The organism is Pseudomonas sp. FW305-3-2-15-E-TSA4, assembly GCF_058787295.1.
The window spans coordinates 93,329-116,096 of the sequence record NZ_JBYSZP010000013.1; the positions used below are offsets into that span (position 1 = coordinate 93,329).

20 protein-coding genes are annotated in these 22,768 nt (G+C 61.4%); 12 read left to right on the forward strand and 8 right to left on the reverse strand.

The genetic code is table 11. The features are described from left to right. Nucleotides 1-254: 254 nt before the first annotated feature. Nucleotides 255-2,432, forward strand: a complete 2,178-nt coding sequence (locus AC3WMV_RS18715) for a malate synthase G (protein WP_103368858.1) — start codon at nucleotides 255-257, stop codon at nucleotides 2,430-2,432. Nucleotides 2,433-2,690: 258 nt separating this feature from the next. On the opposite strand, the gene AC3WMV_RS18720 is transcribed toward AC3WMV_RS18715, so the two are convergent. After that, nucleotides 2,691-3,137: a response regulator gene (locus tag AC3WMV_RS18720; protein ID WP_027610681.1), complete on the reverse strand. Its 447-nt coding sequence runs from the start codon at nucleotides 3,135-3,137 to the stop codon at nucleotides 2,691-2,693. 259 nt (nucleotides 3,138-3,396) lie between these two features. On the opposite strand from AC3WMV_RS18720, the gene AC3WMV_RS18725 reads away from it, so the two are divergent. The 8 genes from AC3WMV_RS18725 (at nucleotide 3,397) to AC3WMV_RS18760 (ending at nucleotide 12,600) form a co-directional block, all read left to right on the forward strand. Next, a complete protein-coding gene (locus AC3WMV_RS18725) occupies nucleotides 3,397-5,331 on the forward strand; it encodes a putative nucleotidyltransferase substrate binding domain-containing protein (RefSeq protein ID WP_305887136.1) in 1,935 nt (644 codons plus the stop codon). Then, the gene (locus AC3WMV_RS18730) at nucleotides 5,328-6,035 is read left to right on the forward strand and encodes a 3'-5' exonuclease (RefSeq protein ID WP_103368857.1); all 708 of its coding nucleotides are present in this window, start codon (nucleotides 5,328-5,330) and stop codon (nucleotides 6,033-6,035) included. Before AC3WMV_RS18725 ends, AC3WMV_RS18730 begins: the two co-directional genes overlap by 4 nt. 206 nt (nucleotides 6,036-6,241) lie before the next feature. After that, on the forward strand, nucleotides 6,242-6,760 hold the full coding sequence (locus AC3WMV_RS18735) for an RNA polymerase sigma factor (RefSeq protein WP_095137807.1): 519 nt from the start codon (nucleotides 6,242-6,244) through the stop codon (nucleotides 6,758-6,760). Next, nucleotides 6,757-7,728 (forward strand): FecR domain-containing protein, encoded by a 972-nt coding sequence (locus AC3WMV_RS18740; protein ID WP_103368856.1) that lies wholly within the window; start codon nucleotides 6,757-6,759, stop codon nucleotides 7,726-7,728. Before AC3WMV_RS18735 ends, AC3WMV_RS18740 begins: the two co-directional genes overlap by 4 nt. A gap of 234 nt (nucleotides 7,729-7,962) precedes the next feature. Next, a complete protein-coding gene (locus AC3WMV_RS18745; protein ID WP_103368855.1) occupies nucleotides 7,963-10,401 on the forward strand; it encodes a TonB-dependent siderophore receptor in 2,439 nt (812 codons plus the stop codon). Between the two features lie 75 nt (nucleotides 10,402-10,476). Further along, complete coding sequence (locus AC3WMV_RS18750; protein ID WP_103368854.1) at nucleotides 10,477-11,601, forward strand: PepSY-associated TM helix domain-containing protein; 1,125 nt, start codon at nucleotides 10,477-10,479, stop codon at nucleotides 11,599-11,601. After that, the gene (locus AC3WMV_RS18755) at nucleotides 11,598-11,777 is read left to right on the forward strand and encodes a hypothetical protein (RefSeq protein ID WP_027610674.1); all 180 of its coding nucleotides are present in this window, start codon (nucleotides 11,598-11,600) and stop codon (nucleotides 11,775-11,777) included. The genes AC3WMV_RS18750 and AC3WMV_RS18755 overlap by 4 nt, the downstream gene beginning before the upstream one ends. Nucleotides 11,778-11,970: 193 nt before the next feature. Beyond that, complete coding sequence (locus AC3WMV_RS18760) at nucleotides 11,971-12,600, forward strand: glutathione S-transferase (RefSeq protein ID WP_103368853.1); 630 nt, start codon at nucleotides 11,971-11,973, stop codon at nucleotides 12,598-12,600. A 172-nt stretch (nucleotides 12,601-12,772) separates the two neighbouring features. Here AC3WMV_RS18760 and creD read toward each other — a convergent pair whose 3' ends face one another. From creD to rloA2, 4 genes are all read right to left on the reverse strand, one after another. Then, nucleotides 12,773-14,143, reverse strand: coding sequence for a cell envelope integrity protein CreD (gene creD, locus AC3WMV_RS18765; RefSeq protein WP_103368852.1), 1,371 nt, complete (start codon nucleotides 14,141-14,143; stop codon nucleotides 12,773-12,775). Nucleotides 14,144-14,347: 204 nt separating this feature from the next. Continuing rightward, complete coding sequence (creC, locus tag AC3WMV_RS18770) at nucleotides 14,348-15,766, reverse strand: two-component system sensor histidine kinase CreC (RefSeq protein ID WP_027610671.1); 1,419 nt, start codon at nucleotides 15,764-15,766, stop codon at nucleotides 14,348-14,350. Next, nucleotides 15,766-16,446 carry a two-component system response regulator CreB gene (creB, locus tag AC3WMV_RS18775; protein ID WP_103368862.1) on the reverse strand — a complete coding sequence of 227 codons (681 nt, stop codon included), beginning with the start codon at nucleotides 16,444-16,446 and terminating at the stop codon, nucleotides 15,766-15,768. The genes creC and creB overlap by 1 nt, the downstream gene beginning before the upstream one ends. Before the next feature lie 68 nt (nucleotides 16,447-16,514). Next, nucleotides 16,515-17,018, reverse strand: coding sequence for a retropepsin-like aspartic peptidase RloA2 (gene rloA2, locus AC3WMV_RS18780; RefSeq protein ID WP_041069928.1), 504 nt, complete (start codon nucleotides 17,016-17,018; stop codon nucleotides 16,515-16,517). 309 nt (nucleotides 17,019-17,327) lie between these two features. Here rloA2 and yihG point away from each other — a divergent pair, with 309 nt between their 5' ends. Further along, the gene (gene yihG / locus AC3WMV_RS18785; RefSeq protein WP_103368850.1) at nucleotides 17,328-18,215 is read left to right on the forward strand and encodes a 1-acylglycerol-3-phosphate O-acyltransferase, YihG family; all 888 of its coding nucleotides are present in this window, start codon (nucleotides 17,328-17,330) and stop codon (nucleotides 18,213-18,215) included. A 1-nt stretch (nucleotide 18,216) separates the two neighbouring features. Here yihG and AC3WMV_RS18790 read toward each other — a convergent pair whose 3' ends face one another. Continuing rightward, entirely contained in the window at nucleotides 18,217-18,774 is a 558-nt protein-coding gene (locus AC3WMV_RS18790) for a DUF2780 domain-containing protein (RefSeq protein ID WP_103368849.1), read from the reverse strand. 148 nt (nucleotides 18,775-18,922) lie between these two features. Here AC3WMV_RS18790 and AC3WMV_RS18795 point away from each other — a divergent pair, with 148 nt between their 5' ends. Both AC3WMV_RS18795 and AC3WMV_RS18800 read left to right on the forward strand, forming a co-directional pair. Next, complete coding sequence (locus tag AC3WMV_RS18795) at nucleotides 18,923-19,558, forward strand: RNA polymerase sigma factor (RefSeq protein ID WP_103368848.1); 636 nt, start codon at nucleotides 18,923-18,925, stop codon at nucleotides 19,556-19,558. Next, a complete protein-coding gene (locus AC3WMV_RS18800) occupies nucleotides 19,555-20,229 on the forward strand; it encodes an anti-sigma factor (RefSeq protein WP_103368847.1) in 675 nt (224 codons plus the stop codon). Before AC3WMV_RS18795 ends, AC3WMV_RS18800 begins: the two co-directional genes overlap by 4 nt. A 118-nt stretch (nucleotides 20,230-20,347) precedes the next feature. On the opposite strand, the gene fdhA is transcribed toward AC3WMV_RS18800, so the two are convergent. After that, nucleotides 20,348-21,547, reverse strand: coding sequence for a formaldehyde dehydrogenase, glutathione-independent (fdhA, locus tag AC3WMV_RS18805; RefSeq protein WP_027610665.1), 1,200 nt, complete (start codon nucleotides 21,545-21,547; stop codon nucleotides 20,348-20,350). 205 nt (nucleotides 21,548-21,752) lie between these two features. Beyond that, nucleotides 21,753-22,610 carry a formyltetrahydrofolate deformylase gene (gene purU, locus AC3WMV_RS18810; RefSeq protein WP_003228959.1) on the reverse strand — a complete coding sequence of 286 codons (858 nt, stop codon included), beginning with the start codon at nucleotides 22,608-22,610 and terminating at the stop codon, nucleotides 21,753-21,755. Between the last annotated feature and the right edge of the window lie 158 nt (nucleotides 22,611-22,768).

The window sequence follows — 22,768 nt, forward strand, 5'->3', positions numbered from 1 at the left end:
GATTTTCACAAGCGCAACGCATCATGTAGTATGCCTCGGCGCGCACTACATAACGCTGGATCGATGTCTGCCCAAGGCATGTTCGCAACCCTGAAAGCCCCGTCAGCAAGGCCCCCAAGCCGTTGATTGGTCCCAGCCCAGCCGCCAGCAATGGCATGTACTGGTCGGAAGGTTTGTGGTTTAAATGGCCAGAGGCTTCATTGTCAAAATTGAAGAGCTGAAAAGCGAAATAGCTGAGCAGAGTGAGGCAAGCAATGACTGAACACGTTCAAGTCGGTGGCCTGCAGGTCGCCAAAGTCCTGTTCGACTTCGTGAACAACGAAGCCATTCCCGGTACCGGCCTCACCGCCGAAAAATTCTGGGAAGGTGCCGACAAGGTCATTCATGACCTGGCGCCGAAGAACAAAGCCCTACTCGCCAAACGCGATGACTTCCAGGCTCGTCTTGATGCCTGGCATCAGGAGCGTGCTGGTCAGGCGCACGACGCCGTGGCCTACAAAGCCTTCCTGCAAGAAATCGGTTATCTGCTGCCAGAAGCGGCTGATTTCCAGGCAACGACGCAAAATGTCGATGATGAAATCGCCCGTACCGCCGGCCCGCAACTCGTGGTTCCGGTGATGAACGCCCGCTTCGCCCTCAACGCCTCGAACGCGCGCTGGGGTTCGCTGTACGACGCCCTCTACGGCACCGACGCGATCAGCGAAGACGGTGGCGCAGAAAAAGGCAAAGGCTACAACAAGGTGCGTGGCGACAAAGTCATCGCCTTCGCCCGTGCGTTCCTCGACGAAGCGGCGCCCCTGGCCGCTGGCTCCCACGTCGATTCGACGGCTTACAAGATCGTTGACGGCAAACTGCTGGTCACCCTCAAGGGCGGCAGCAACACCGGCCTGCGTGACGATGCTCAACTGATCGGCTTCCAGGGTTCGGCAGAAGCGCCGATCGCGATACTGCTGAAGAACCACGGCCTGCATTTCGAAATCCAGATCGACGCCAGCACCCCGGTCGGCCAGACCGATGCTGCCGGCGTCAAAGACATCCTGATGGAAGCGGCACTGACCACCATCATGGACTGCGAAGACTCCGTGGCTGCCGTCGATGCCGACGACAAAGTGGTGATCTACCGCAACTGGCTCGGCCTGATGAAGGGCGACCTGTCCGAAGAAGTCGCCAAGGGCGGCCAGACCTTCACCCGCACCATGAACCCGGATCGCACCTACACCAAGGTCGATGGCAGTGAACTGACCCTGCACGGTCGCTCGCTGCTGTTCGTGCGTAACGTCGGTCACCTGATGACCATCGACGCGATCCTCGACAAACACGGCAATGAAGTGCCGGAAGGCATCCTCGACGGTCTGGTGACCTGCCTGGCGGCGATGCACAACCTCAACGGCAACACCTCGCGCAAGAACACCCGCACCGGCTCGGTCTACATCGTCAAACCGAAGATGCACGGCCCGGAAGAAGCGGCGTTCACCAACGAGTTGTTCGGTCGCATCGAAGATGTGCTGGGCCTCAAGCGCAACACCCTGAAAGTCGGGATCATGGACGAGGAGCGCCGCACCACGGTCAACCTCAAAGCCTGCATCAAGGCTGCCAGCGAGCGCGTGGTGTTCATCAACACCGGCTTCCTCGACCGTACCGGCGACGAAATCCACACCTCCATGGAAGCTGGCCCGATGGTGCGCAAGGCCGACATGAAGGCCGAGAAGTGGATCGGCGCCTACGAGAACTGGAACGTCGATATCGGTCTGAGCACCGGCCTGCAAGGTCGTGCACAAATCGGTAAAGGCATGTGGGCGATGCCTGACCTGATGGCGGCGATGCTCGAACAGAAAATCGCGCACCCGCTGGCCGGTGCCAACACCGCCTGGGTGCCGTCGCCGACTGCGGCTGCGCTGCACGCGCTGCATTACCACAAGGTCGACGTGTTCGCCCGTCAGGCCGAACTGGCCAAGCGTGCCCGTGCTTCGGTAGACGACATCCTGACCATCCCGCTGGCAGTCAACCCGAGCTGGACCCCGGAGCAGATCAAGAACGAACTGGACAACAACGCCCAGGGCATTCTCGGTTACGTGGTGCGCTGGATCGACCAGGGCGTGGGTTGCTCGAAGGTGCCGGACATCAATGACGTCGGCCTGATGGAAGACCGTGCAACGCTGCGCATCTCCAGCCAGCACATCGCCAACTGGCTGCGCCACGGTATCGTCACCGAAGCACAAGTGATGGAAAGCCTCAAGCGCATGGCGCCGGTGGTCGATCGGCAGAACGCCAATGACCCGCTGTACCGTCCGCTGGCACCGAACTTCGACAGCAACATCGCCTTCCAGGCGGCAGTCGAACTGGTGATCGAAGGCACCAAACAGCCGAACGGCTACACCGAGCCGGTGCTGCACCGTCGTCGTCGCGAGTTCAAGAAGGCCAACGGCCTGTAAGTTTGCGCTGATGTGAAAAAGCCCTGATCGAGAGATCAGGGCTTTTTTGTTTGTGCGGTTTGGGAGGTGATTTGTGGAGGACTTTAGACCGGTCCCCCTCACCCCAGCCCTCTCCCCCAAGGGGTAGAGGGGGAAAGGGAGTCGATCTTTTTGCATTTCAAAACCGGAGTTCGACTGAGGAATTTCAAGTCGGTGTACCTCGAATATTCAACTCGGTCAGTCCCTTCTCCCCTTAGGAGAGGGTTAGGGTGAGGGCTCTTAGGGTTCTATGCCCAATTCGTGTTTGACCAGGCCCAGCAGCTTCACCGTATCAATCGGCTTGAGCAGAAAATCCACCACGCTCAAATGCATCGCCGCGATGGCGTCCTTCACATCGGCATCGCCGGAAACAATGATGATCGGCAACGCCGCCCGCACCGATTCGCGTACCTGGCGGATCAAGTCCAGGCCATCGACGTTGCCCATGCGCAGATCCGTGATCACCAGGCCAATCGAGGGTTTTTCCGCGAGCATCTTCAGTGCGGCTTCACCGCTGGCCGCAGTCATGCAACGAATACCGTCCAACGCGAGAATCTCCGACAACAGCTCCCGGGCGTCCTTGTCGTCATCGACGATCAGTACACGTTGCGGCGGCAAGTCGGGTTCGAGCATTACAGCGCTGAGCGCTTCACGCTCGGCGTCGCTCAAAATATCGTGGTCGGACATGGCATTCTCTACGTTTTCAATTCAGTCACCTGGCACAGTCGTCAGACATCGCTAAGCAGAGCTTCAATGTGCACTTCGTCGGATTTTTTTCCAAGTGGCTGGCGGAGGAATTTCCGACTGTTTTTGTAGGGCACTTCCTAAATGTGCCGAGCGGCAGCCCAAACCTAGACTTACGTCCAATGGGCACCCCGCGCGCAGGGGCCGACCATGGCTGCAACGATCCGACAACAACAATTCGAAAAAGACTGCGGTAATGGTTATGAGTAAAGCGGACGCCTTCACCCAGGCAGGGAAAACCGCGGTGTTGCAGAACATTCAGGGCACTCTGCAATTCCTCCAGCGCTTCCCGCCCTTCAATCAGATGGAACACGCCCACCTGGCTTTTCTGGTGGAACAATGTCAGCTGCGCTTCTATGGCCAGGGCGAAAGCATCATCAAGCCCGCCGACGGGCCGGTCGAATATTTCTACATCGTCAAACAGGGCCGAGTGGTCGGCGAACGCCAGCACATCACCCGGCCTGGCACCGAAACCACCTTCGAGATCACCACCGGCGAATGCTTCCCGCTGGCGGCGCTAATTGGCGAACGGGCGACCCGTACCGAACATCTGGCCAGCGAAGATACCTTCTGCCTGCAACTGAACAAACCGGCGTTCATCAAGCTGTTCGCTCTGTCCAACAGCTTCCGCGATTTCGCTTTGCGCGGGGTCAGCAGCCTGCTCGATCAGGTCAACCAGCAAGTCCAGCAGAAAGCCGTGGAAACCCTCGGCACCCAGTATTCGCTGAACACCCGCCTCGGCGAATTGGCGATGCGCCATCCGGTGACTTGCAGCCCCGACACGCCGTTGCGCGAAGCGGTGAAGCTGATGCACGAGCAACAGGTCGGCAGCATCGTCGCGGTGGATGAACACAAGGCGCCGCTGGGGATTTTCACCCTGCGTGATTTGCGCGAAGTGGTCGCCAATGGCAGCGGTGATTTCAGCGAAACCATCGAGCGCCACATGACCTGTTCGCCGTTTTTTCTGTCGCCGGATCACAGCGCTTTCGACGCGGCGATTGCCATGACCGAACGGCACATCGCCCACGTCTGTCTGGTCAAGGATCAGCGCCTGTGCGGCGTGGTTTCCGAGCGCGATCTGTTCTCGCTGCAACGGGTCGATCTGGTGCACCTGGCCCGCACCATTCGCAGTGCCCAGCGCCTCGAACAACTGGTGAGCCTGCGCGGCGAGATCGGCCAACTGGTCGAACGCATGCTCGCTCACGGTGCGTCTTCGACGCAGATCACCCACATTATCACCCTGCTCAACGACCACACTGTGTGCCGGGTGATCGAACTGACCCTCGCCGAAAGAGGCGACCCCGGCGTGCCGTTCAGCTGGCTGTGTTTCGGCAGCGAGGGCCGGCGCGAACAGACGCTGCACACCGATCAGGACAACGGCATTCTGTTCGAGGCGCGGGACGCGGCACACGCGGCGGAGATTCGCGGCAAGCTGCTGCCACTGGCCCAGCAGATCAACCAGAGCCTGGCGCAGTGCGGCTTCAGCCTGTGCAAGGGCAACATCATGGCCGGTAACCCGGAGCTGTGCCTGTCGCGGGCGGAATGGGCGCGGCGCTTTGCAGCGTTCATTCGCGAGGCGACGCCGGAGAACCTGCTGGGATCGAGCATTTATTTCGATCTGCGGGTGGTCTGGGGCGACGAGAACGGTTGCGCGCAACTGCGCCGGGGGATTCTCGATCAGGTCGGCGACAACCGTTTGTTCCAGCGCATGCTGGCCGAGAACGCGCTGCGCAATCGTCCGCCCGTGGGGCGTTTCCGCGAATTTGTGCTGGCGCGCAAGAACGGCGAGAAAGCCACTCTCGACCTCAAGGTTCAGGGCCTGACGCCCTTCGTCGACGGCGCACGCCTGTTGGCGCTGGCGCATGGCATCGAAACCAACAACACTCTGGAGCGCTTGCGTCAGCTGGTGGAAAAAGAAGTCATCGAACGGCTCGATGGCGCGGCGTATGAAGAGGCGTATCACTTCATCCAGCAGACGCGCATGCAGCAGCACCAGATCCAGACCCGTGAGAATCTGCCCTGGTCGAACCGGGTCGATCCCGACAGCCTCAATCATCTGGATCGGCGCATTCTGCGTGAATCCCTGCGCCAGGCCCAGCGCCTGCAAAGCAGCCTGGCCCTGCGGTATCAGCTATGAGCCTGTTCTCGTGGCTGCGGCCGGCCAGCCCTCTGCTGTCGGCAGACCTGCAACAACGTCTGGCACAACTGCCAACCATCGGCGAACTGAAAGAATGCAGCCTGCGCGAACAGCGCTGGGTGGTGCTCGATCTGGAAACCACCGGGCTGAACCTGAACAAGGATCGCGTGCTGTCGATCGGCGCGGTGGTGATCGAAGACGGCGCAATCGACTTCAGTCAGCAGTTCGAGCGCACCCTGCAATGTCGGGAGCTGAAGCTCAGCCCCAGCGTATTGATTCATGGCCTGGGGCCGAATGCGATTGCCGCCGGCAGCGACCCGGCCGAGGCGTTGCTGGAGTTGATGGCGTTCATCGGTGACAGCCCGGTGCTGGCGTTTCATGCGCCCTTCGATCAACACATGCTCGGACGCGCATTGAAGGAACACCTGGGCTACAAGTTGCAGAATGTGTTTCTGGATGTCGCGGACATGGCGCCGCTGTTGTGCCCGCAGGCGAATATCCGCGAGGCCGGGCTGGATGAGTGGATCGACTGGTTCAAGCTTGAGGTGTTCGAGCGGCACAACGCGAGTGCCGATGCGCTGGCCACGGCGGAATTGGCGTTGATCCTGTTCAGCCGCGCGCGGCAGCAGCAGATTCATAGTCCGTTGAACCTGCAACAGCGCTTGAGTCAGTGGAAACGCCGTCAGCAGGCGCCTTCCTTCTAGATCTTCGGTGCCGGTACTGGCCTCTTCGCGAGCAAGCCCGCTCCCACACTGGCATGCATTCCCCTGTGGGAGCGGGCTTGCTCGCGAAGAACGATGATGCGGTCTTCCTGATACCACCCGACCAGTGGCCAATTGCTAACCATTCCCACCTCTGCGAGAATCGCGAACAATTCTCGTTGGTTAACATTTCCCAATCGGTGCGTCTGGTGTCGTCAGTCCCAAGCCCTCACAGTGAACTCGTCGGTGCGTTGTATCGCGACCATCGCGGTTGGCTGCTGAGCTGGTTGCGGCGCAACGTGGCGTGCCCGCAGCGGGCCGAAGACCTGAGCCAGGACACCTTCGTGCGGCTGCTCGGTCGCGAGCAACTGCTGACGCCGCGTGAGCCTCGGGCGTTTTTGGTGGCGATCGCCAAGGGCCTGTTGTTCGATTACTTCCGCCGCGCCGCGCTGGAACAGGCCTACCTCACTGAATTGATGCTGATCCCCGAAGGCGAACAACCTTCGGTGGAAGAACAGCAACTGATCCTCGAAGACCTCAAGGCCATCGACCGCCTGCTCGGTAAACTGTCGACCAAGGCCCGCGCTGCTTTCCTTTATAACCGCCTCGACGGCCTCAGCCATGGCGAAATCGCCGAAAAGCTTGGAGTCTCAGTGCCGCGCGTGCGGCAGTATCTCGCGCAAGGCATTCGCCAGTGCTACATCGCCCTGTACGGTGAGCCGACATGAATCCGGCCAGCTCCAAACCGGTCTCGGCCCAGGTGCTGGACGCGGCGATTGCCTGGCAGTTGTCGCTGGATTCCGGCAGTCCGCTGGAGCGCGAGGAGTTCGCCAAGTGGCATGCGGCACATGAAGAACACGCCCGCGCCTGGCGCCAGCTAGGCATGCTCGATCAGCGCTTCAGCGTCGCCAATGGCCCGGCCCGCGCGGCCTTGCTGCAATCGCGCGAAGGCATTCGACGCCGTGTGCGCAAACTCGGCAGCGGATTGGCCAGCGTGGTGGCGGTGATCGGTCTGGCGCTGTTTGCCGGTGATCGATATCTGCCGTTGGATTACTGGCTCGCCGATCAACGCACCGCCACCGGCGAGCAGCGCACGGTGCGGCTGGCCGATGGCACCGTGCTCAACCTCAACACCCACAGCGCGGTGGATGTGCGCTTCGATGCCAGGCAGCGGCTGATCGTATTACAGGCCGGCGAGATCATGGTCGAGACCGGCCATGGTGATGCGCGGCCGTTCATCGTCGAAACCCGCGAAGGCAGCATGCGCGCGTTGGGCACGCGGTTTCTGGTCAAGCGTGAAGACCAAGGCACACGCTTGAGCGTGTTGCAGTCGGCGGTGGCGGCGCATCCGCAAAGTCATCCTGAAGAGCAGATCCTGCGCGAAGGCCAGCAAGTGCTGATCCGCAATGACGGCCTCGACACGGTCGCCGCGCTCACGCCCGGCGCCGATGCCTGGACCCGCGGCATGCTGGTGGTGGACAACGCGCGGCTCGCAGACCTGGTGCATGAACTGGCGCGTTATCGCCGCGGATATCTGGGCGTCGCGCCGGAAGTCGCTGACCTGCGCATCACCGGCAGTTTCCCGCTGCACGACACCGACAAGGCCTTGAGTGCGCTGCTGCCGACCCTGCCGGTACAGATCGAGCGGCATACACCGTATTGGGTCACGGTGGCGAAGGCTGATACCAAGCCTTAAAAAATTCGTTGTCAGGGAAATAGCTATCGCGAGCAGGCTCACTCCTACAACTGGAATGCGTTCCCCCTGTAGGAGTGAGCCTGCTCGCGATAGGGCCACCCGCCACACTCGAAAATTCCGAAGCGGCCGCCCCTTTCCAAGTTAATCGAAATTATTTTCATCCAGCCCTATCACTTTTCAATTCTCGTCCGGCACACAGGCAATTGAGAAATATTTCCATTCAGGAGCTTTCGCATGTCCCGTTCGCTAGACACCTTGTTGCGCCCCAGTCTGTTGGCCATCGCCATTGCCCTCAGCGCGCCGCTGCTCAGCAGCCCGTTGCTCGCTGCTGAACAGGCCTCCAGCGTGCGCGCCTACAACCTGCCGGCGGCGCCGCTGTCGACCACGCTGAACCAGATCGCCAGCCAGGGCGGCCTCGCGTTGTCGCTGAACCCGTCGCTGGCCGCCGGCAAGACCTCAGCGCCGGTCAACGGTCAGTACGACGCCGCTGGTGCTCTGCGCGCGGCGCTGCAAGGCACCGGTCTGCAACTGGAACAAAGCAGCACCGGCACCTACACCTTGGTTGCAGTGCCGGAAGGGACACTGGCGCTGCCGGAAACCGCAGTGATCGGCGTGGAAAACCTGGAAACGGCTTGGGGCCCGGTCGAAGGCTACACCGCTACCCGCACCGCCGCCGGCAGCAAGACCGACACCGCGCTGGTCGAGGCGCCGCGCTCGATCTCCGTCGCCACCCGTCAGCAAATGGACGATCGCAGCGTGCACAGTCTCGATGACGCCGTGCGCTATATGCCGGGCATCACCGCCAGCAGCTACGGCAGCGACACCCGTATCGACTGGCTGCGGGTGCGCGGTTTCGAGCCGACTCAGTTCCTCGACGGCCTGCCGCTGCCAAGAGGCGTATACGCCAACCCAAAGCCTGAAACCTGGAACCTCGACCGCCTCGCGCTGCTGCGCGGCCCGGCCTCTTCCGTCTACGGCCAGACCCCGCCGGGCGGCCTGCTGGACATGGTCAGCCGGCGTCCGAGCAGCGACGCCAGCAGCGAAATCCAGTTGCAGTACGGCAGCGACAACCATCGTCAGATCAACTTCGCCAGCACCGGCAAGATCGACGAGGCCGGGCAGTTTCTGTACGGCATCAGCGGTGTGGTGCGCGACAGCGACACGCAGATCGATCACATCGAAAACAAGCGCTACAACATCGCACCGAGCCTGACCTGGAACATCGACGACGACACCAAATTCACCCTGCTGACCCAGTTCACCCGCGACGATACCGGTGTCACCAGCCAGTTCTACCCGATCCAGGGCACCAAGATCGACATGCCGTTCGGCAAGATTTCCCATCACAAGAACCTCGGTGATCCGGACTACGACTTCTACGATCGCACTTACTACGCGCTCGGTTATGCCTTCGAGCATCGCCTCAACGACGTCTGGCAGTTCAAGCAGAACCTGCGCTATACCAAGTCGGACCTGTCGTTCCAGACCGTGACCGTCAACAGCTACAACACGGAGTACGCCGGGTATACGGTTGACGACCAGGGCAATGTCGGGCGCGGCACCACCAACGTTGATGAAGACATCAGCCAGTTCGCCGTGGACAACAACTTCCAGGCCGACTTCGCCACCGGCGACATCCGCCATACGCTGTTGCTTGGTCTGGATCACCAGCGCAGCAACACCAATTACACGTCGATCTTCGGCACCGCGCCGGACATTAACGTCAACAACCCGATCTACGGTCAGCCGATCACCCGTCCGCCGCGCTCTTCGGCGTTCTATGACTATGACCAGAAGACCTACCAGACCGGCCTGTACGTACAAGACCAGATGGCCCTCGACCAGTGGCGCCTGACCCTCGGCGGGCGTGAAGACTGGGTGCACACCAGCACGCAGTTCATCAACAAGGGTGACGCCACCAACACCCAGCGCGACAAGGCGTTCAGTGGCAATGCGGCGCTCAGCTACGTGTTCGACTCAGGCTTCGTGCCGTACCTGTCGTACGCCGAATCCTTCCAGCCAACCAGCGGCGCCGACGCCACCTCCACCGGTTCGCTCAAGCCGACCGAAGGCAAGCAATGGGAACTGGGCATCAAGTACCAGCCGCCGGGCAGCAAAACCTTGCTCAGCGCTGCGGTGTATGACCTGACCCAGAAGAACGTCGCGGTCAACAGCATCGTCAACAACGTGACCATCACCAGCCAGACCGGTGAAGTGAAGGTCAAAGGCCTGGAGCTGGAAGCGGTTTCGGACGTCACCGATAACCTGAAAGTCATCGCCGCCTACACCCTGGCCAAATCCGAAGTGCAGAAAGGCGTGGACAAGGGCAATCGCCTGCAACTGATGCCCAACCAGCAAGCTTCGCTGTGGACCGACTACACCTGGCACAGCGGCGTACTCGACGGTTTCGGCATCGGCGGTGGCGTGCGTTACACCGGCAACACTTACGGCGACAAGGCCAACACCTGGCTGGGCAAGGCGGACGCCTACACCGTGTTCGACGCCTCGGTGCATTACGACCTCGGCCGCCTGGACAACAGCCTCAAAGGTGCGTCGCTGGCAGTTAACGCCACCAACCTGTTCGACAAGGACTACATCTCCACTTGCGACGGCTACTACTGCTACTACGGTGACCAGCGCAGCGTCGTCGCCAGCGCCACTTACAAGTGGTAAGCGCGTGAGCTGAAACAGGTTCTGTCACCAGGCCGTCCCCCCGTGGACGGCTTCGGTGTTTTTGAAGGTCATGAGATGAAAAGTAAAACAATTCGCCGCTGGTCGTTCATCCACACCTGGACCAGCCTGATCTGCACTGTGTTCTTGCTGATGTTGGCACTGACCGGTCTGCCGCTGATTTTCCATCACGAGATCGAGCATCTGCTCGGTGATGCACCGCAAGTGCGCGAGATGCCCGCCGACACGCCGCGCCTGAATCTGGCGCAACTGGTCGAGGCCGCAGAACAACATCGCCCCGGCGAAGTGGTGCAGTACTTCGGTTTCGAAGACGACGAGCCCAACGCCGTGCTGACGATCATGGCGAAAACTGCCGGCACCGAACCGAACTCGTCGCACACCTTCATGCTCGATGCGCGCACCGGTGAAGCGCTGGAAACCCCGTCGGCCAACGGTGGCCTGATGTTGTTCATCCTGCGCCTGCACGTCGACATGTTTGCCGGGCTACCGGGCAAGTTGCTGCTGGCGTTCATGGGCCTGCTGTTCGTGGTCGCGATCATCTCGGGGACGGTGCTGTACCTGCCGTTCATGCGCCGCTTGCAGTTCGGCACCGTGCGTCAGGACAAGTCCACCCGCCTGCGCTGGCTCGACCTGCACAACCTGATCGGCGTCGTCACCCTGACTTGGGCCTTGGTGGTCGGCGTTACCGGAGTGATCAGCGCCTGCGCTGACCTGCTCATCGCCGCGTGGCGCAATGACACGCTGACCGCCATGGTCGCGCCCTATCGCGATGTCCCGCCGCTGACCCGCCTGGCCCCGGCCACCCGCCTGCTCGACATCGCCCGCGACGTGGCGCCGGGGATGAACCCGGACTTCATCGCCTTCCCCGGCACGCGGTTTTCCAGTGAGCATCACTACGCAGTGTTCATGAAGGGCGGCACGCATCTGACCTCGCACCTGCTGACGCCGGTGCTGATCGACGCCAGCACCCTACAGGTCACCGCTGTGGCCGAGCGCCCGTGGTACATGGACGCCATGGGCATGTCCCAGCCGCTGCACTTCGGCGACTACGGCGGCATGCCGATGAAGATCCTCTGGGCAACCCTCGACGTGCTGACCATCATTGTCCTCGGCAGCGGCGTGTACCTGTGGGTGGTACGGCGTAAAGCGGCGAAACCACTGCCAGCGGAGGCTGTTGCATGAAGCCGCGTCAGAGCAATTTCTGGAAGGTCTTCAGCACCCCGCTGGTGATTGCGCTGCTGAGTGCGGCGGGATTGTTTTCGGCGCTGTTGGGGGACGGGATCTGGGATGCGTTGAGCTGGGTCGGGTTGGGTGTTCCGGCATTTCTGGCGATCAAGGGGTTGCTGCGACGCGGGTGATTTCCGTGTCGCCTGACAAGGCCTCTTCGCGAGCAAGCCCGCTCCCACAGGGGATTTGTGAACGAAACAGATCCAATGTGGGAGCGGGCCTGCTCGCGAAGGCGGCCTGATGAACACCACCAAATCCCTCGCCAGCCGCTCTGTATCTGACTAGGCTAATCTCCTGCTCTTCGATGACCACCGAGGTTTGCCAATGTCCGCCCCCAGCATGACCCTGTTCCACAACACGCTTTCCCCGTTCGTGCGCAAAGTGATGGTGCTGTTGCACGAGACCGGTCAGCAGGATCGCGTCGCCCTGCAAGACTGCGTCCTCACGCCGGTCAGCCCGGACACCGCGCTCAACGCCGACAACCCGCTGGGCAAGATCCCGGCGCTGCGTCTGGCGGACGGTAACGTGATCCATGACAGCCGCGTGATCCTCGAATACCTCGACCAGCAACACGTCGGCAATCCGCTGATCCCCCGCGAAGGCGCAGCCCGCTGGCGGCGCCTGACCCTGGCCTCGCTGGCCGACGGGATCATGGATGCCTCGGTGATGGTGCGTTACGAACTGGTGCTGCGCGCCCCGGAAAAACACTGGGACGAATGGCTCGATGCCCAGCGCGAAAAGATCCGGCGCGCCCTGGCCTATCTGGAAAGTGACGCCATCGCCGAGCTGACCAGCCATTTCGACGTCGCGGCGATCAGCGTCGCCTGCGCACTGGGTTACATCGATCTGCGCCATCCGGATCTGGACTGGCGCAGCGCCAATCCGCAACTGGCCAACTGGTATTTCGAGGTGAGCCAGCGACCGTCCATGGTCGCCACCCTGCCCAAGCCTTAAGGCTGCGGCGCCTGATCCGGCCCCTTCGCGAGCAAGCCCGCTCCCACATTGGAATGCGTACTCCTGTGGGAGCGAGCCTGCTCGCGAATGCACCAGCCCGGTCCCACTGGCAGAAACCCGACAATCCGCGTCACCAACTCTTCCTTCCAGCGCTGATCCTCACGCAGCCCGCTCATTGCATCGCCCCCACATCAAATTCCAGCGGCTTGGCCGGCTTCTGCCCGATCCCGTACCAGTCGAGTTTGCGCGTCAGCACCATGAACACCCCGAGCAGGCCGAACAACAGCAGCGAGCCCATCAGCAGCGCGTAATCCTCGGCGCTCAGCAGGCTATACAGCAGGCCATACAACGCCGCCAATCCCGCGGAGAAACTCAGACCGTGACGCACGCTGTGCAGCACGTGGCAGACATAAAACCCGATCAGCAACACACAGCCACTGGCCGACAACAGATATGCCAGGGCAAAGCCGATGTGCTCCGACAGCGACAGCAGCAACAAGTAGAAGAACGCCAGCGCCACCCCGACCAACGCGTATTGCACCGGGTGTACTGCCAGATTTTTGAGCACTTCAAACAGGAAGAAACCGGCGAACGTCAGAACGATAAACAACAGCGCATATTTGATCGCCCGATCGCTCTTCAGATATTGATCCACCGGATCGATGAAACTCACGCCGAAGCTGCGCCCGTTGAACGCCTCGCAGTCATTGCCCAGCACGCAGCGGTTCATCGCTTCCTGCAGGTTGGTGGAGAAAAACGTGGTCTGCCAATCGGCGCTGAAACCCTGGTCGCTGATCTCGCGTTTGCCCGGCAGGAAGTTGCCGACGAAGCTTGGGTGCGGCCAGTTGGCAGCGAGGCTGACTTGGCTGGTTTTACCCACCGGCAGCACCTGCAGCGAACCGGTACCTTGCAGGCGCAGGTCGAAACCGAAGGTCAGCTCGGTGGCGTTGCGAGTGTCCAGTGCTGGCAACGTGACCCGCACACCCTCGCCGAGCCAGCCGACCTGAGTGCCGGGGACGAAATCCAGACGCTGGCCATCGAGTTCCAGTTTCAGCGCGTTTTCGATGCCGCGAATATCGCTGATGCCTACCGCCAGAAACGGCGCATCGAACTGGTAATCGGCAAAATCTTCCTTGATCCCCAGCTGCGCCGGCAACGAGAAATGCCCGTTGATGCGATTGTCGGCATGGAACAGTCGCGCTTCGTAAATACCGCGATTGCGCAGCTCGGTCTGCACCTGGCCGTCGAGTTCGAAGCGCTCCGGGAGAAAGTACAGCCGACCGCGTTCTTCACTTGGCTCGTCGTAGCGCTGGTTGGTTTTGTCGTTGAGCTTCCAGTTGTGAATCACTTTGCGATACGGCACTACCATCACCGGCCCGCTCAGTTGCTGGCTGTAGCTGGAGCTGCGAGCGATGTCTTCGAGCACGCCGTCGCGCAGTTGCTGGCGATCATCGATGATGCCGTCGATCATCAGCAGCGGTATCAGCAACAGCAGGATCAGCAGGGCAATCGCCCCGAGCTTTATGGTCAGATTCTTGTTCATGGGACTCTCCCTGTTTGGATGGGCAGAGTCTGCTGTTGATGTATGAGGGGAATGTGGGGGGAATATGGAGATTGTGTGGAGACTGCACCGGCCCCTTCGCGAGCAAGCCCGCTCCCACAGTTGATCTTTGGTGTGACAGAGACCTGTGTTTCAACACCCCCCCCCTGTGGGAGCGGGCTTGCTCGCGAAGGCAGCGACTCGGTTTCAGGACAAGCGCAATGTCACTTCCACACCGCTCTCGACGTTGCGGATATGCATCGACCCACCATGCAACTTCACCACTTCCTCAACAAAGTTCAGCCCCAGTCCAGTGCTCTTGCGCCCACTGTCCGGGCGCGGCAGCGAGTAAAACCGTTCACTCAAGCGCGGCAGAGCGTACTCGGGAATCGCCGTCGCTTCGTTGAACAAGCGCAACTCGACCTGCTCCCCCACGCGCTCGGCACTGAAGCGCAGCAGCCCGGCGACCGGGGTGAAATCCAGCGCATTCTCCAGCAGATTGCCCAACGCCTGACGCAACAGAAACGGCTCGCCGATCAGCAGCAGATCTGGCGCAATCGTCTGCTCGACCTTGAGCCGCCGGCCTTCGATGCGCGCTGCCTGCGCCCGCAGCAAATCATCAACCAATGCCGCCAGCGGTACCGCCACGCGCTCGTCCAGTCCCTGACGCTGCTCGACTTGCGCCAGATTCAACAGCCGCTCGATCAACTGCTGCATCCGTGCGCTTTCGCTGTCGATGTTGCCGACAAAACGCAGGCGCTGAATCGCTGGCATCTCGTCCTGCAGCAATTCCGCCGCACCGCGTATCGCCGCCAGCGGGCTTTTCAATTCATGGGTCAGGGTGTGCACGTAGCGTTCGACGTAAGCCTTGCCTTCGAGCTGGGTGCGCATCTGCTCCACCGCTGTGGCCAGTTGCTTCAGTTCGCCGCCACGGTAATGCGGTACTTCCACTCGCCGGCCTTCGCTCACCGCCTGCGCATACCCGGTCAAACGGTGCAGCGCGCGGCTCAGCCACCACGACAGCAAAGCGCCGAACAGCAGACCGAGGCCGATCAGCCCGGCACCGTAAAACAGCAAGCGCCGCTCGGTACGATCAACATAAGGCTGCAATGAGCTGTTGGGTTTGGCCACGGTAACCACGCCGATGATCCGGCCGTTGTCGCGGATCGGCGCACCGACGTGCATCACCGAGGAGTTCGCATCATTCGGATCGCTGCGGCTCGAACGAGCGCCGTACTCACCACGCAAAGTCAGGTAGACATCGTTCCAGCGCGAGTAATCCTGCCCGACCGCCACGCCGCTGGAATCCAGCACCACGATGCCTTTGGCGTCGGTGACGTAGATGCGGTGGTTGACCTGGTTTTTCGGCAAGCCCCAGATCGTCGCCTGCGGTTGACGCTCGCCGTAGGCCCGCAACAATTCGGGCCAGCGGTTCTCGCTGAGCGTGCCGGCCTTGAAATCATCACGCAATATCTCCGCCATCAGGTTGGCGGTGTCGACCAGGGTTTCTTCGGTGGACTGGCGCACGCCCGGGCGGATTTCTTCCATCACCGTGTTGAGCACGAAGTAACCGGTCAGGCCGATAAACAGCACATACACCAGAAAAATCCGCAGCCCCAACGACATCAGCTGTGCCCCGGGCTGTAGCTGTAACCGAGGCCGCGATGGGTCTGGATCGGCTCGGCATCGGCCCGCACCAGGCGCAATTTGGCGCGCACGCTTTTGATGTGGCTGTCGATGCTGCGCTCGTAACCGGCGTCCGCCGCCACGCCCAGCGCATCGAGCAATTGCTCGCGGCTGAACACCCGCTGCGGTTGTTCGAGCAGGCATTGCAACAGGCGAAACTCATGACGGGTCAGGCTCAACGGCTGTCCCCGATAGACGATCTGCACACGCTCGGCATCGATGCGAAACAGCGTCGAGGACGCTTCAACCGCAGGACGCGGCACCATGCGCTTGAGAATCGCCCGTACCCGCGCGGCGACTTCCCGTGGGCTGAACGGCTTGACCACGTAATCGTCGGCGCCGATCTCCAGCCCCACCACCCGATCGATCTCGGCGTCCCGGGCACTGAGAAACAACACCGGCACTTCACTGAAGCGCCGCAGCTGTTTGCAGGTTTCGAAACCGCTGATGTCCGGCAAGCCGATATCGAGAATGATCAAGTCAGCCGGGGTCTGCCGTTGAAACTCCAGCGCCGCCGCGCCGAGGCTCAGCCACGTGGTCGCGAACCCCTCGCCCTGCAGGGCAAAAATCAGCGTGTCGGCAATCGCCGCTTCGTCTTCGACAATCAGGATATGAGGCATGGCGTCCGAGCCCATGGGTTAAGTGCGCGAACGGTGCCCCAAGCCTGACGTTACGTCAATGAGACCACTTAGCAGTCCGGCTTGTCGGCGGTGAAACGCCGCGCCGGGTTCACCGCTGCGCCAAACTCGCGCAAGGCCTTGGCACCGATCAGCAGCGGGTAGTTGAAGTTGCTGCGGTCGGTCAGGTTGACCTCAACGGTACGCTTGACGTTGCCCAGGCACAGTTCCAGATCAACCACCGGGCGCTTGGCGACTTCGGTGCTGTCACCCTCGTCCTCTTCATCCGAGCGACTCTTGATCTTGCTGATCCGTGCGATCTTGTGCTCGTAGACCTTGTTGCTGGCGTCCTTGGTGCCGAGGCGGAAACGCACCCAGTTTTCGCCATCGCGGGTGAAGGTCTCGATGTCCTTGGCCGACAGCGAGGCAGTCAGCGCGCCGGTGTCCATCTTGGCCTTGAGCACCTCACCACCGATTTCCGGCAGCGCGATGTATTCGTAACGCCCGTACAGGGTCGGCTCGGCGGCCATGACCGGCAGGGCGACGAGGGCAAACAGTGCAAGGAGGGATTTCACGTAAGGGGCTTCCTTGGAAAATGAGGGCGTCAGACGCGAGATTTTAGACAGCGGACGGGCAATTGGTTCGCTGGAGTCCGCCTTCGCGAGCAAGCCCGCTCCCACAGGGGATCCGGGATCTGTTGGAGATGGCATGCACACTGAAGATCCACTGTGGGAGCGGGCTTGCTCGCGAAGAGGCCAGCCCTGCCAACACGGTAATCAGCTCCAGCATAGCCAGCCAAAAGTGAAACATTCGTCACCATCGATTTGGCCTGTCACCCGAAGCCACTTATCATGGCGCGCCCATCCGCCTTCATAGAGTTGCTTATGCGCCGCCTGCTCACCGGCTGTTTCGTCACCCTGCTGCTGTTGCTCAACACCCTGATCCTGATCGGGCCGTTGCTGGTCTTTGCCCTGCTCAAGCTGATCGCGCCGGGGCGCTGGCGCGATTACGCCTCGTGGGCGGTGATGTGGATTGCCGAGACCTGGGCCGAAATCGACAAGCTGATCTTTCGCCTGTGCATCCCCACCCAATGGGATATTCGCGGCGGCGCAGACCTGCGTGGTGACACCTCGTACCTGGTGGTCAGCAACCACCAGTCGTGGGTCGACATTCCGGCGCTGATCCAGACCCTCAACCGGCGCACGCCGTTCTTCAAGTTCTTCCTCAAGAAAGAGCTGATCTGGGTACCGTTCCTCGGTCTGGCGTGGTGGGCGCTGGATTACCCGTTCATGAAGCGCTACAGCAAGGCGTTCCTCGCCAAGCACCCGGAGTTGGCGGGCAAGGATCTGGAAATCACCAAGCAGGCCTGCGAGCTGTTCAAACGCCAGCCGGTGACGGTGGTGAATTATCTGGAAGGCACCCGCTACACCGCGGCGAAAAGCGCGCAGCAGCAGTCACCGTTCAAGCATCTGCTCAAACCCAAGGCGGGAGGTGTGGCGTTTGTTCTGGCGGCGATGGGCGAACAACTCGATGCGCTGCTCGACGTGACTGTGGTTTATCCACAGGAAAAGATTCCGGGGTTCTGGGATCTGATCAGCGGCAGCGTGCCGCGCGTCATCGTCGACATCCAGACCCGCGAACTAGACCCGGCGTTGTCGCAGGGCGATTACGAAAACGATCCACTGTTTCGTCAGCAGGTCCAGAACTGGGTCAACCAGCTCTGGACCGAGAAGGATCAGCGCATTAGCGAATTGCGCGGCGAGCGCAGCTGAATCAGCTACCGGTGCCGGCGCCCCAGATGCTGCCGAGACTCTGCAGAATCGGGCCGCCGACGCCTTGGTCACCCAGGTACTTGAGCAGCACCGGGGCAAATTGGCCGACCATGCCGCTGTCCATGCCCAAGGCCCCGAAGGCGTTGTTCAGGTCGTTGGTGTCCTTGACGTTGCCCAGCGCGTTTTCCAGCCCGGCCGACTTGCCCGACGAACCCAGCAAACCACTCAACGCCGCCAGGTTGCCGCTGCCGCCCGACAGTTTGTCGATGCCCGGCACTTCTTTGGCCAGCTGCGAATAATCGGTGCTGCTCAACTGATTCTTGGCCAGGCCGAGCATGGCGCTGGTGCCACCGACGGCTTGCTGAGGCGTAACACCGAGACCGGTAACGGCTTGCAGCAAACCGGCGGTTTCCGAGGTCGGCGCGGCGGCGGTGGCAGCGTTGCCACCCTGCATGCTTGCAGCCGCTTTTGTCACATCGTCCAGACTGAAGCCGGCAAACACCGGGCTCGCTGCAAGGGTCATCAGTGAAGCCAAGGCAATACCGCGTAAAATCTTCATTCAGACATCCTCTTGCGCTGTGGTAACCGCCCGTCTATGAGCGGCAAAACTGCCGGTTTGACCGGGTTTCAGCCAGCATGTTCCTCGCCGACGCATCCATTTTCAGCATAGCCACGTATATAAAACGTGAAACCGCGGATAACCCGAGATGAATGGCACAAGCGCCGTCGCTGAACTAGCCTGTGAACAGCCCGAGCAGCGCCCTCGTCGCCCGCCCATTGCCTGGAGAGCCGTCATTTCCATCGCCGACCACGATCAGTTGCGCCAGCTGTTGGCCCAGTGCTCACTGGGCGACCGCGGTGCATTCGAAACGCTCTATCGCAGCGTTGGCCCGCGCCTGCACGGCGTGGCCCTGCGCTTCATGGGCCGGGCGGATCTGGCCGAGGAAGTGCTGCAGGAAAGCTTCGTGCGCATCTGGAACAACGCCTCGCGCTACGAAGCCCATTTGTCGGCGCCGCTGACCTGGATGATCAACATCACCCGCCATCAGGCCATCGACCAACTGCGCAAACAGCGCGAGTGGCCGATGACCGACTTCGAACAGGACACCCTGCCGGACGAAGGCCCTTCGGCCCACGACCTGTTGAACAGCAGCCGCGAAGCCAGCGCGCTGCACCGTTGCCTCGACACCCTCGACGGCATGCAGCGCCAGTCGATCAGCGTCGCCTACTTTCAGGGCCTTTCCTGCTCGGAACTGGCCGAACACCTGGCGGCACCACTGGGCTCGGTGAAGTCGTGGATTCGTCGTGGCATGGAACGTCTGCGCAGGTGCCTTGAATCATGAACTACCAGACCCCCGCCTTGCGCCGCGCCCTCGCTGCCGATTACGCCATTGGCCTGATGTCGGCGGTGGCGCGTCGGCGTTTTGAACAATTGCTGCTGGATGATGCAGCACTGCGAAGCGAGTTGGCGCAGTGGCAGGAGAGCCTCGCCAGCCTTACCGAAACGCTGCCGGAGCAACCGGTGCCAGATCGGGTGTGGCAAGGCATCACCGCACGGATCGAACCGCAAGTGCTGCACGTCCCGGAAAAACGTCCGTTCTGGAACTGGCTGCGCGTCAGCGTCGCTGCCTGTTCGATCGTGGTGCTGGTGTTCCTCGGCTCCCTGTACAACCGCGACGACGCCCGCTACCACGCCACCCTGCTGAGCGCCGACGCGCAACCGGCGCTGAAGGTCGAGGCGCATGCGGATTATCTGCAGGTCGAACCGCTGACATTGGCGGCGGTCGGGCCTGATCGCAGTCTGGAATTGTGGGCGATACCGGCGGACGGCAAGCCGATTTCACTGGGGGTGATTCCTGCAGGCGGCAAGGGCAAGGTCGAGTTGAGCGCGGCGCAGAAAGTCCTGATCGGCCAGCAGATTGCGCTGGCGGTGAGTCTGGAGCCGAAAGGTGGTTCGCCGACCGGGCAGCCGACGGGGCCGGTGCTGTACCAAGGCGCTTTGGCAGCCCTCTGATTGCAAAAATCAAAAGATCGCAGCCTTCGGCAGCTCCTACATCGATCCCTGTAGGAGCTGCCGAAGGCTGCGATCTTTTGATCTAAAAAAAAGGCGACCCGTGGGTCGCCCTTTTTACTTACGCCGCACTGAACAACCGATGCGGATCGATCACAAACTTCTTCGGTACGCCGGCATCGAACTCGCCGTAACCTTCCGGCGCCTGATCGAGGCTGATGACCTGCACGCCAACCACTTCGGCGATGTTGATGCGGTCCCACATGATCGCCTGCATCAGTTGGCGGTTGTACTTCATCACCGGGGTCTGGCCGGTGTGGAAGCTGTGGGATTTGGCCCAGCCCAGACCAAAGCGGATGCTCAGGCTGCCCATTTTCGCGGCGGCATCGACCGCGCCCGGATCTTCGGTCACGTACAGGCCCGGGATACCGATCTTGCCGGCCACACGCACCACGCCCATCAGCGAGTTGAGCACAGTGGCCGGTGCTTCGGCTTTCACCCCGTCATGCCCGTGGCCGCGTGCTTCGAAGCCCACGCAGTCCACCGCGCAATCGACTTCCGGCTCGCCCAGCAGTGCGGCGATCTGTTCGTGCAGCGGCGTGTCCTTGGACAGGTCGACCACTTCAAAACCCTGAGCCTTGGCGTGCGCCAGGCGGATGGTGTTGACGTCGCCGATGATCACCACCGCCGCCCCCAGCAGACGCGCCGAGGCTGCAGCGGCCAGACCGACCGGGCCGGCGCCGGCGATGTAAACGGTGCTGCCCGGGCCAACGCCCGCCGTCACTGCGCCGTGATAACCGGTCGGGAGGATATCGGAGAGGCAGGTCAGGTCGCGGATTTTCTCCATGGCCTTGTCGCGATCCGGCAGTTTCAGCAGGTTGAAGTCGGCATACGGCACCAGCACGTACTCGGCCTGGCCGCCAGTCCAGTCGCCCATGTCGACGTAACCGTAGGCACCGCCGGCACGGGCCGGGTTGACGGTCAGACAGACGCCGGTGTGTTGCTCCTTGCAGGAACGGCAGCGCCCGCAAGCCACGTTGAACGGTACGGAAACCAGGTCGCCGATCTTCAGGTTCTCGACGTCGGAACCCTTTTCGATCACTTCGCCGGTGATTTCGTGGCCCAGCACCAGACCGGTCTGCGCCGTGGTCCGGCCGCGCACCATGTGCTGGTCGGAGCCACAAATGTTGGTGGACACCACACGCAGAATCACCCCGTGCTCAATCTTCCTGCCGCGCGGGTCCTGCATTTTCGGATAGTCGATTTTCTGTACTTCGACCTTGCCAGCGCCGAGATACACCACACCACGATTGCCAGACATGCTTTCACCTCGCTGTTGTTTTTATGGAACTGCGTTGCCCAGGCAGGCAGCGCGTTAAGTGCTCGGGTTATTGCTTGTTGGTTTTGCGTTGTCAGTCATGGCCTCTTCGCGAGCAAGCCCGCTCCCACAGTTGATCTTGGGTGTGACAGAGACCTGTGCCTCAACACAAATCCCTTGTGGGAGCGGGCTTGCTCGCGAAAGCGATCTAAAGAACGACCGTGCGATTGGCGTTCAAAAACACCCTTCTTTCGATGTGATAACCCACGGCCCGGGCCAGGGTCAGGCCCTCGATATCCCGCCCCTTGGCAATCAGATCCTCCGGGTAATGACTGTGATCCACCGCCTCGACACCCTGGGCAATGATCGGCCCTTCATCGAGGTCGTTGTTGATGTAATGCGCCGTGGCGCCGACCAGCTTCACGCCCTTGTTGTAGGCCTGGTGATACGGCTTGGCGCCCTTGAACCCCGGCAGCAGCGAGTGGTGAATGTTGATCGCCTTGCCATCGAGTTTGCGGCACAACTCCGGCGACAGCACCTGCATGTAGCGGGCGAGGATCACCAGTTCGGCGCCGGACTCTTCGATCACCTGCCACACCTGACGCTCCTGCGCCGGTTTGTCGTTGGGGTCGAGGGGGAAATGGTAGTAGGGAATCTGGTGCCAGTCGGCCAGCGGCTTGAGGTCCGGATGGTTGGACACCACCGCCGCCACGTCCATCGACAACTGGCCGATGCGCTGGCGGTAGAGCAAATCGTTGAGGCAGTGATCGGCCTTGGAGACCATGATCACCACTTTTGGCCGGTAGTTAGGCGCGGTCAGCTCGAAGACCATGCCGAACGCCTGACCACGCTCGGCGAGGCCGGCGCGGAAGGACTGCTCGTCGAAACCGTCAGGTTGACGGAATTCCACACGAATGAAGAAACGACCTGAGAGCCGGTCATCGAACGAGTGGTGCTCGGTGACGTAGCAACCCTGCTCGAACAGAAAACGCGTCACCGCGTCCACCGTGCCGAGCACGCTGGGGCAGTCGGCGGTCAGAATCCATGTGTCTGGGGCGCGGCTCATGGTGCGGTGACTCCTGTTCTTTTGTGCGCGGTGTCTGGGGGATTTTTGCCCCTCACCCTAGCCCTCTCCCGGAGGTAGAGGGGACTGACCGAGGTGTTCTTTCGAGCTACGCCGACCTGAAATATCGCGGCGAACTCAGGCTCGAAAACTACACAAAT

Excerpts from the sequence above, each read along its gene's own strand:
- AC3WMV_RS18715 (WP_103368858.1), top strand. The coding sequence starts at position 255 with ATGACTGAACACGTTCAAGTCGGTGGCCTGCAGGTCGCCAAAGTCCTG.
- AC3WMV_RS18720 (WP_027610681.1), bottom strand. The coding sequence starts at position 3,137 with ATGTCCGACCACGATATTTTGAGCGACGCCGAGCGTGAAGCGCTCAGC.
- AC3WMV_RS18725 (WP_305887136.1), top strand. The coding sequence starts at position 3,397 with ATGAGTAAAGCGGACGCCTTCACCCAGGCAGGGAAAACCGCGGTGTTG.
- AC3WMV_RS18730 (WP_103368857.1), top strand. The coding sequence starts at position 5,328 with ATGAGCCTGTTCTCGTGGCTGCGGCCGGCCAGCCCTCTGCTGTCGGCA.
- AC3WMV_RS18740 (WP_103368856.1), top strand. The coding sequence starts at position 6,757 with ATGAATCCGGCCAGCTCCAAACCGGTCTCGGCCCAGGTGCTGGACGCG.
- AC3WMV_RS18745 (WP_103368855.1), top strand. The coding sequence starts at position 7,963 with ATGTCCCGTTCGCTAGACACCTTGTTGCGCCCCAGTCTGTTGGCCATC.
- AC3WMV_RS18750 (WP_103368854.1), top strand. The coding sequence starts at position 10,477 with ATGAAAAGTAAAACAATTCGCCGCTGGTCGTTCATCCACACCTGGACC.
- AC3WMV_RS18755 (WP_027610674.1), top strand. The coding sequence starts at position 11,598 with ATGAAGCCGCGTCAGAGCAATTTCTGGAAGGTCTTCAGCACCCCGCTG.
- AC3WMV_RS18760 (WP_103368853.1), top strand. The coding sequence starts at position 11,971 with ATGTCCGCCCCCAGCATGACCCTGTTCCACAACACGCTTTCCCCGTTC.
- creD (WP_103368852.1), bottom strand. The coding sequence starts at position 14,143 with ATGAACAAGAATCTGACCATAAAGCTCGGGGCGATTGCCCTGCTGATC.
- creC (WP_027610671.1), bottom strand. The coding sequence starts at position 15,766 with ATGTCGTTGGGGCTGCGGATTTTTCTGGTGTATGTGCTGTTTATCGGC.
- creB (WP_103368862.1), bottom strand. The coding sequence starts at position 16,446 with ATGCCTCATATCCTGATTGTCGAAGACGAAGCGGCGATTGCCGACACG.
- yihG (WP_103368850.1), top strand. The coding sequence starts at position 17,328 with ATGCGCCGCCTGCTCACCGGCTGTTTCGTCACCCTGCTGCTGTTGCTC.
- AC3WMV_RS18790 (WP_103368849.1), bottom strand. The coding sequence starts at position 18,774 with ATGAAGATTTTACGCGGTATTGCCTTGGCTTCACTGATGACCCTTGCA.
- AC3WMV_RS18795 (WP_103368848.1), top strand. The coding sequence starts at position 18,923 with ATGAATGGCACAAGCGCCGTCGCTGAACTAGCCTGTGAACAGCCCGAG.
- AC3WMV_RS18800 (WP_103368847.1), top strand. The coding sequence starts at position 19,555 with ATGAACTACCAGACCCCCGCCTTGCGCCGCGCCCTCGCTGCCGATTAC.
- fdhA (WP_027610665.1), bottom strand. The coding sequence starts at position 21,547 with ATGTCTGGCAATCGTGGTGTGGTGTATCTCGGCGCTGGCAAGGTCGAA.
- purU (WP_003228959.1), bottom strand. The coding sequence starts at position 22,610 with ATGAGCCGCGCCCCAGACACATGGATTCTGACCGCCGACTGCCCCAGC.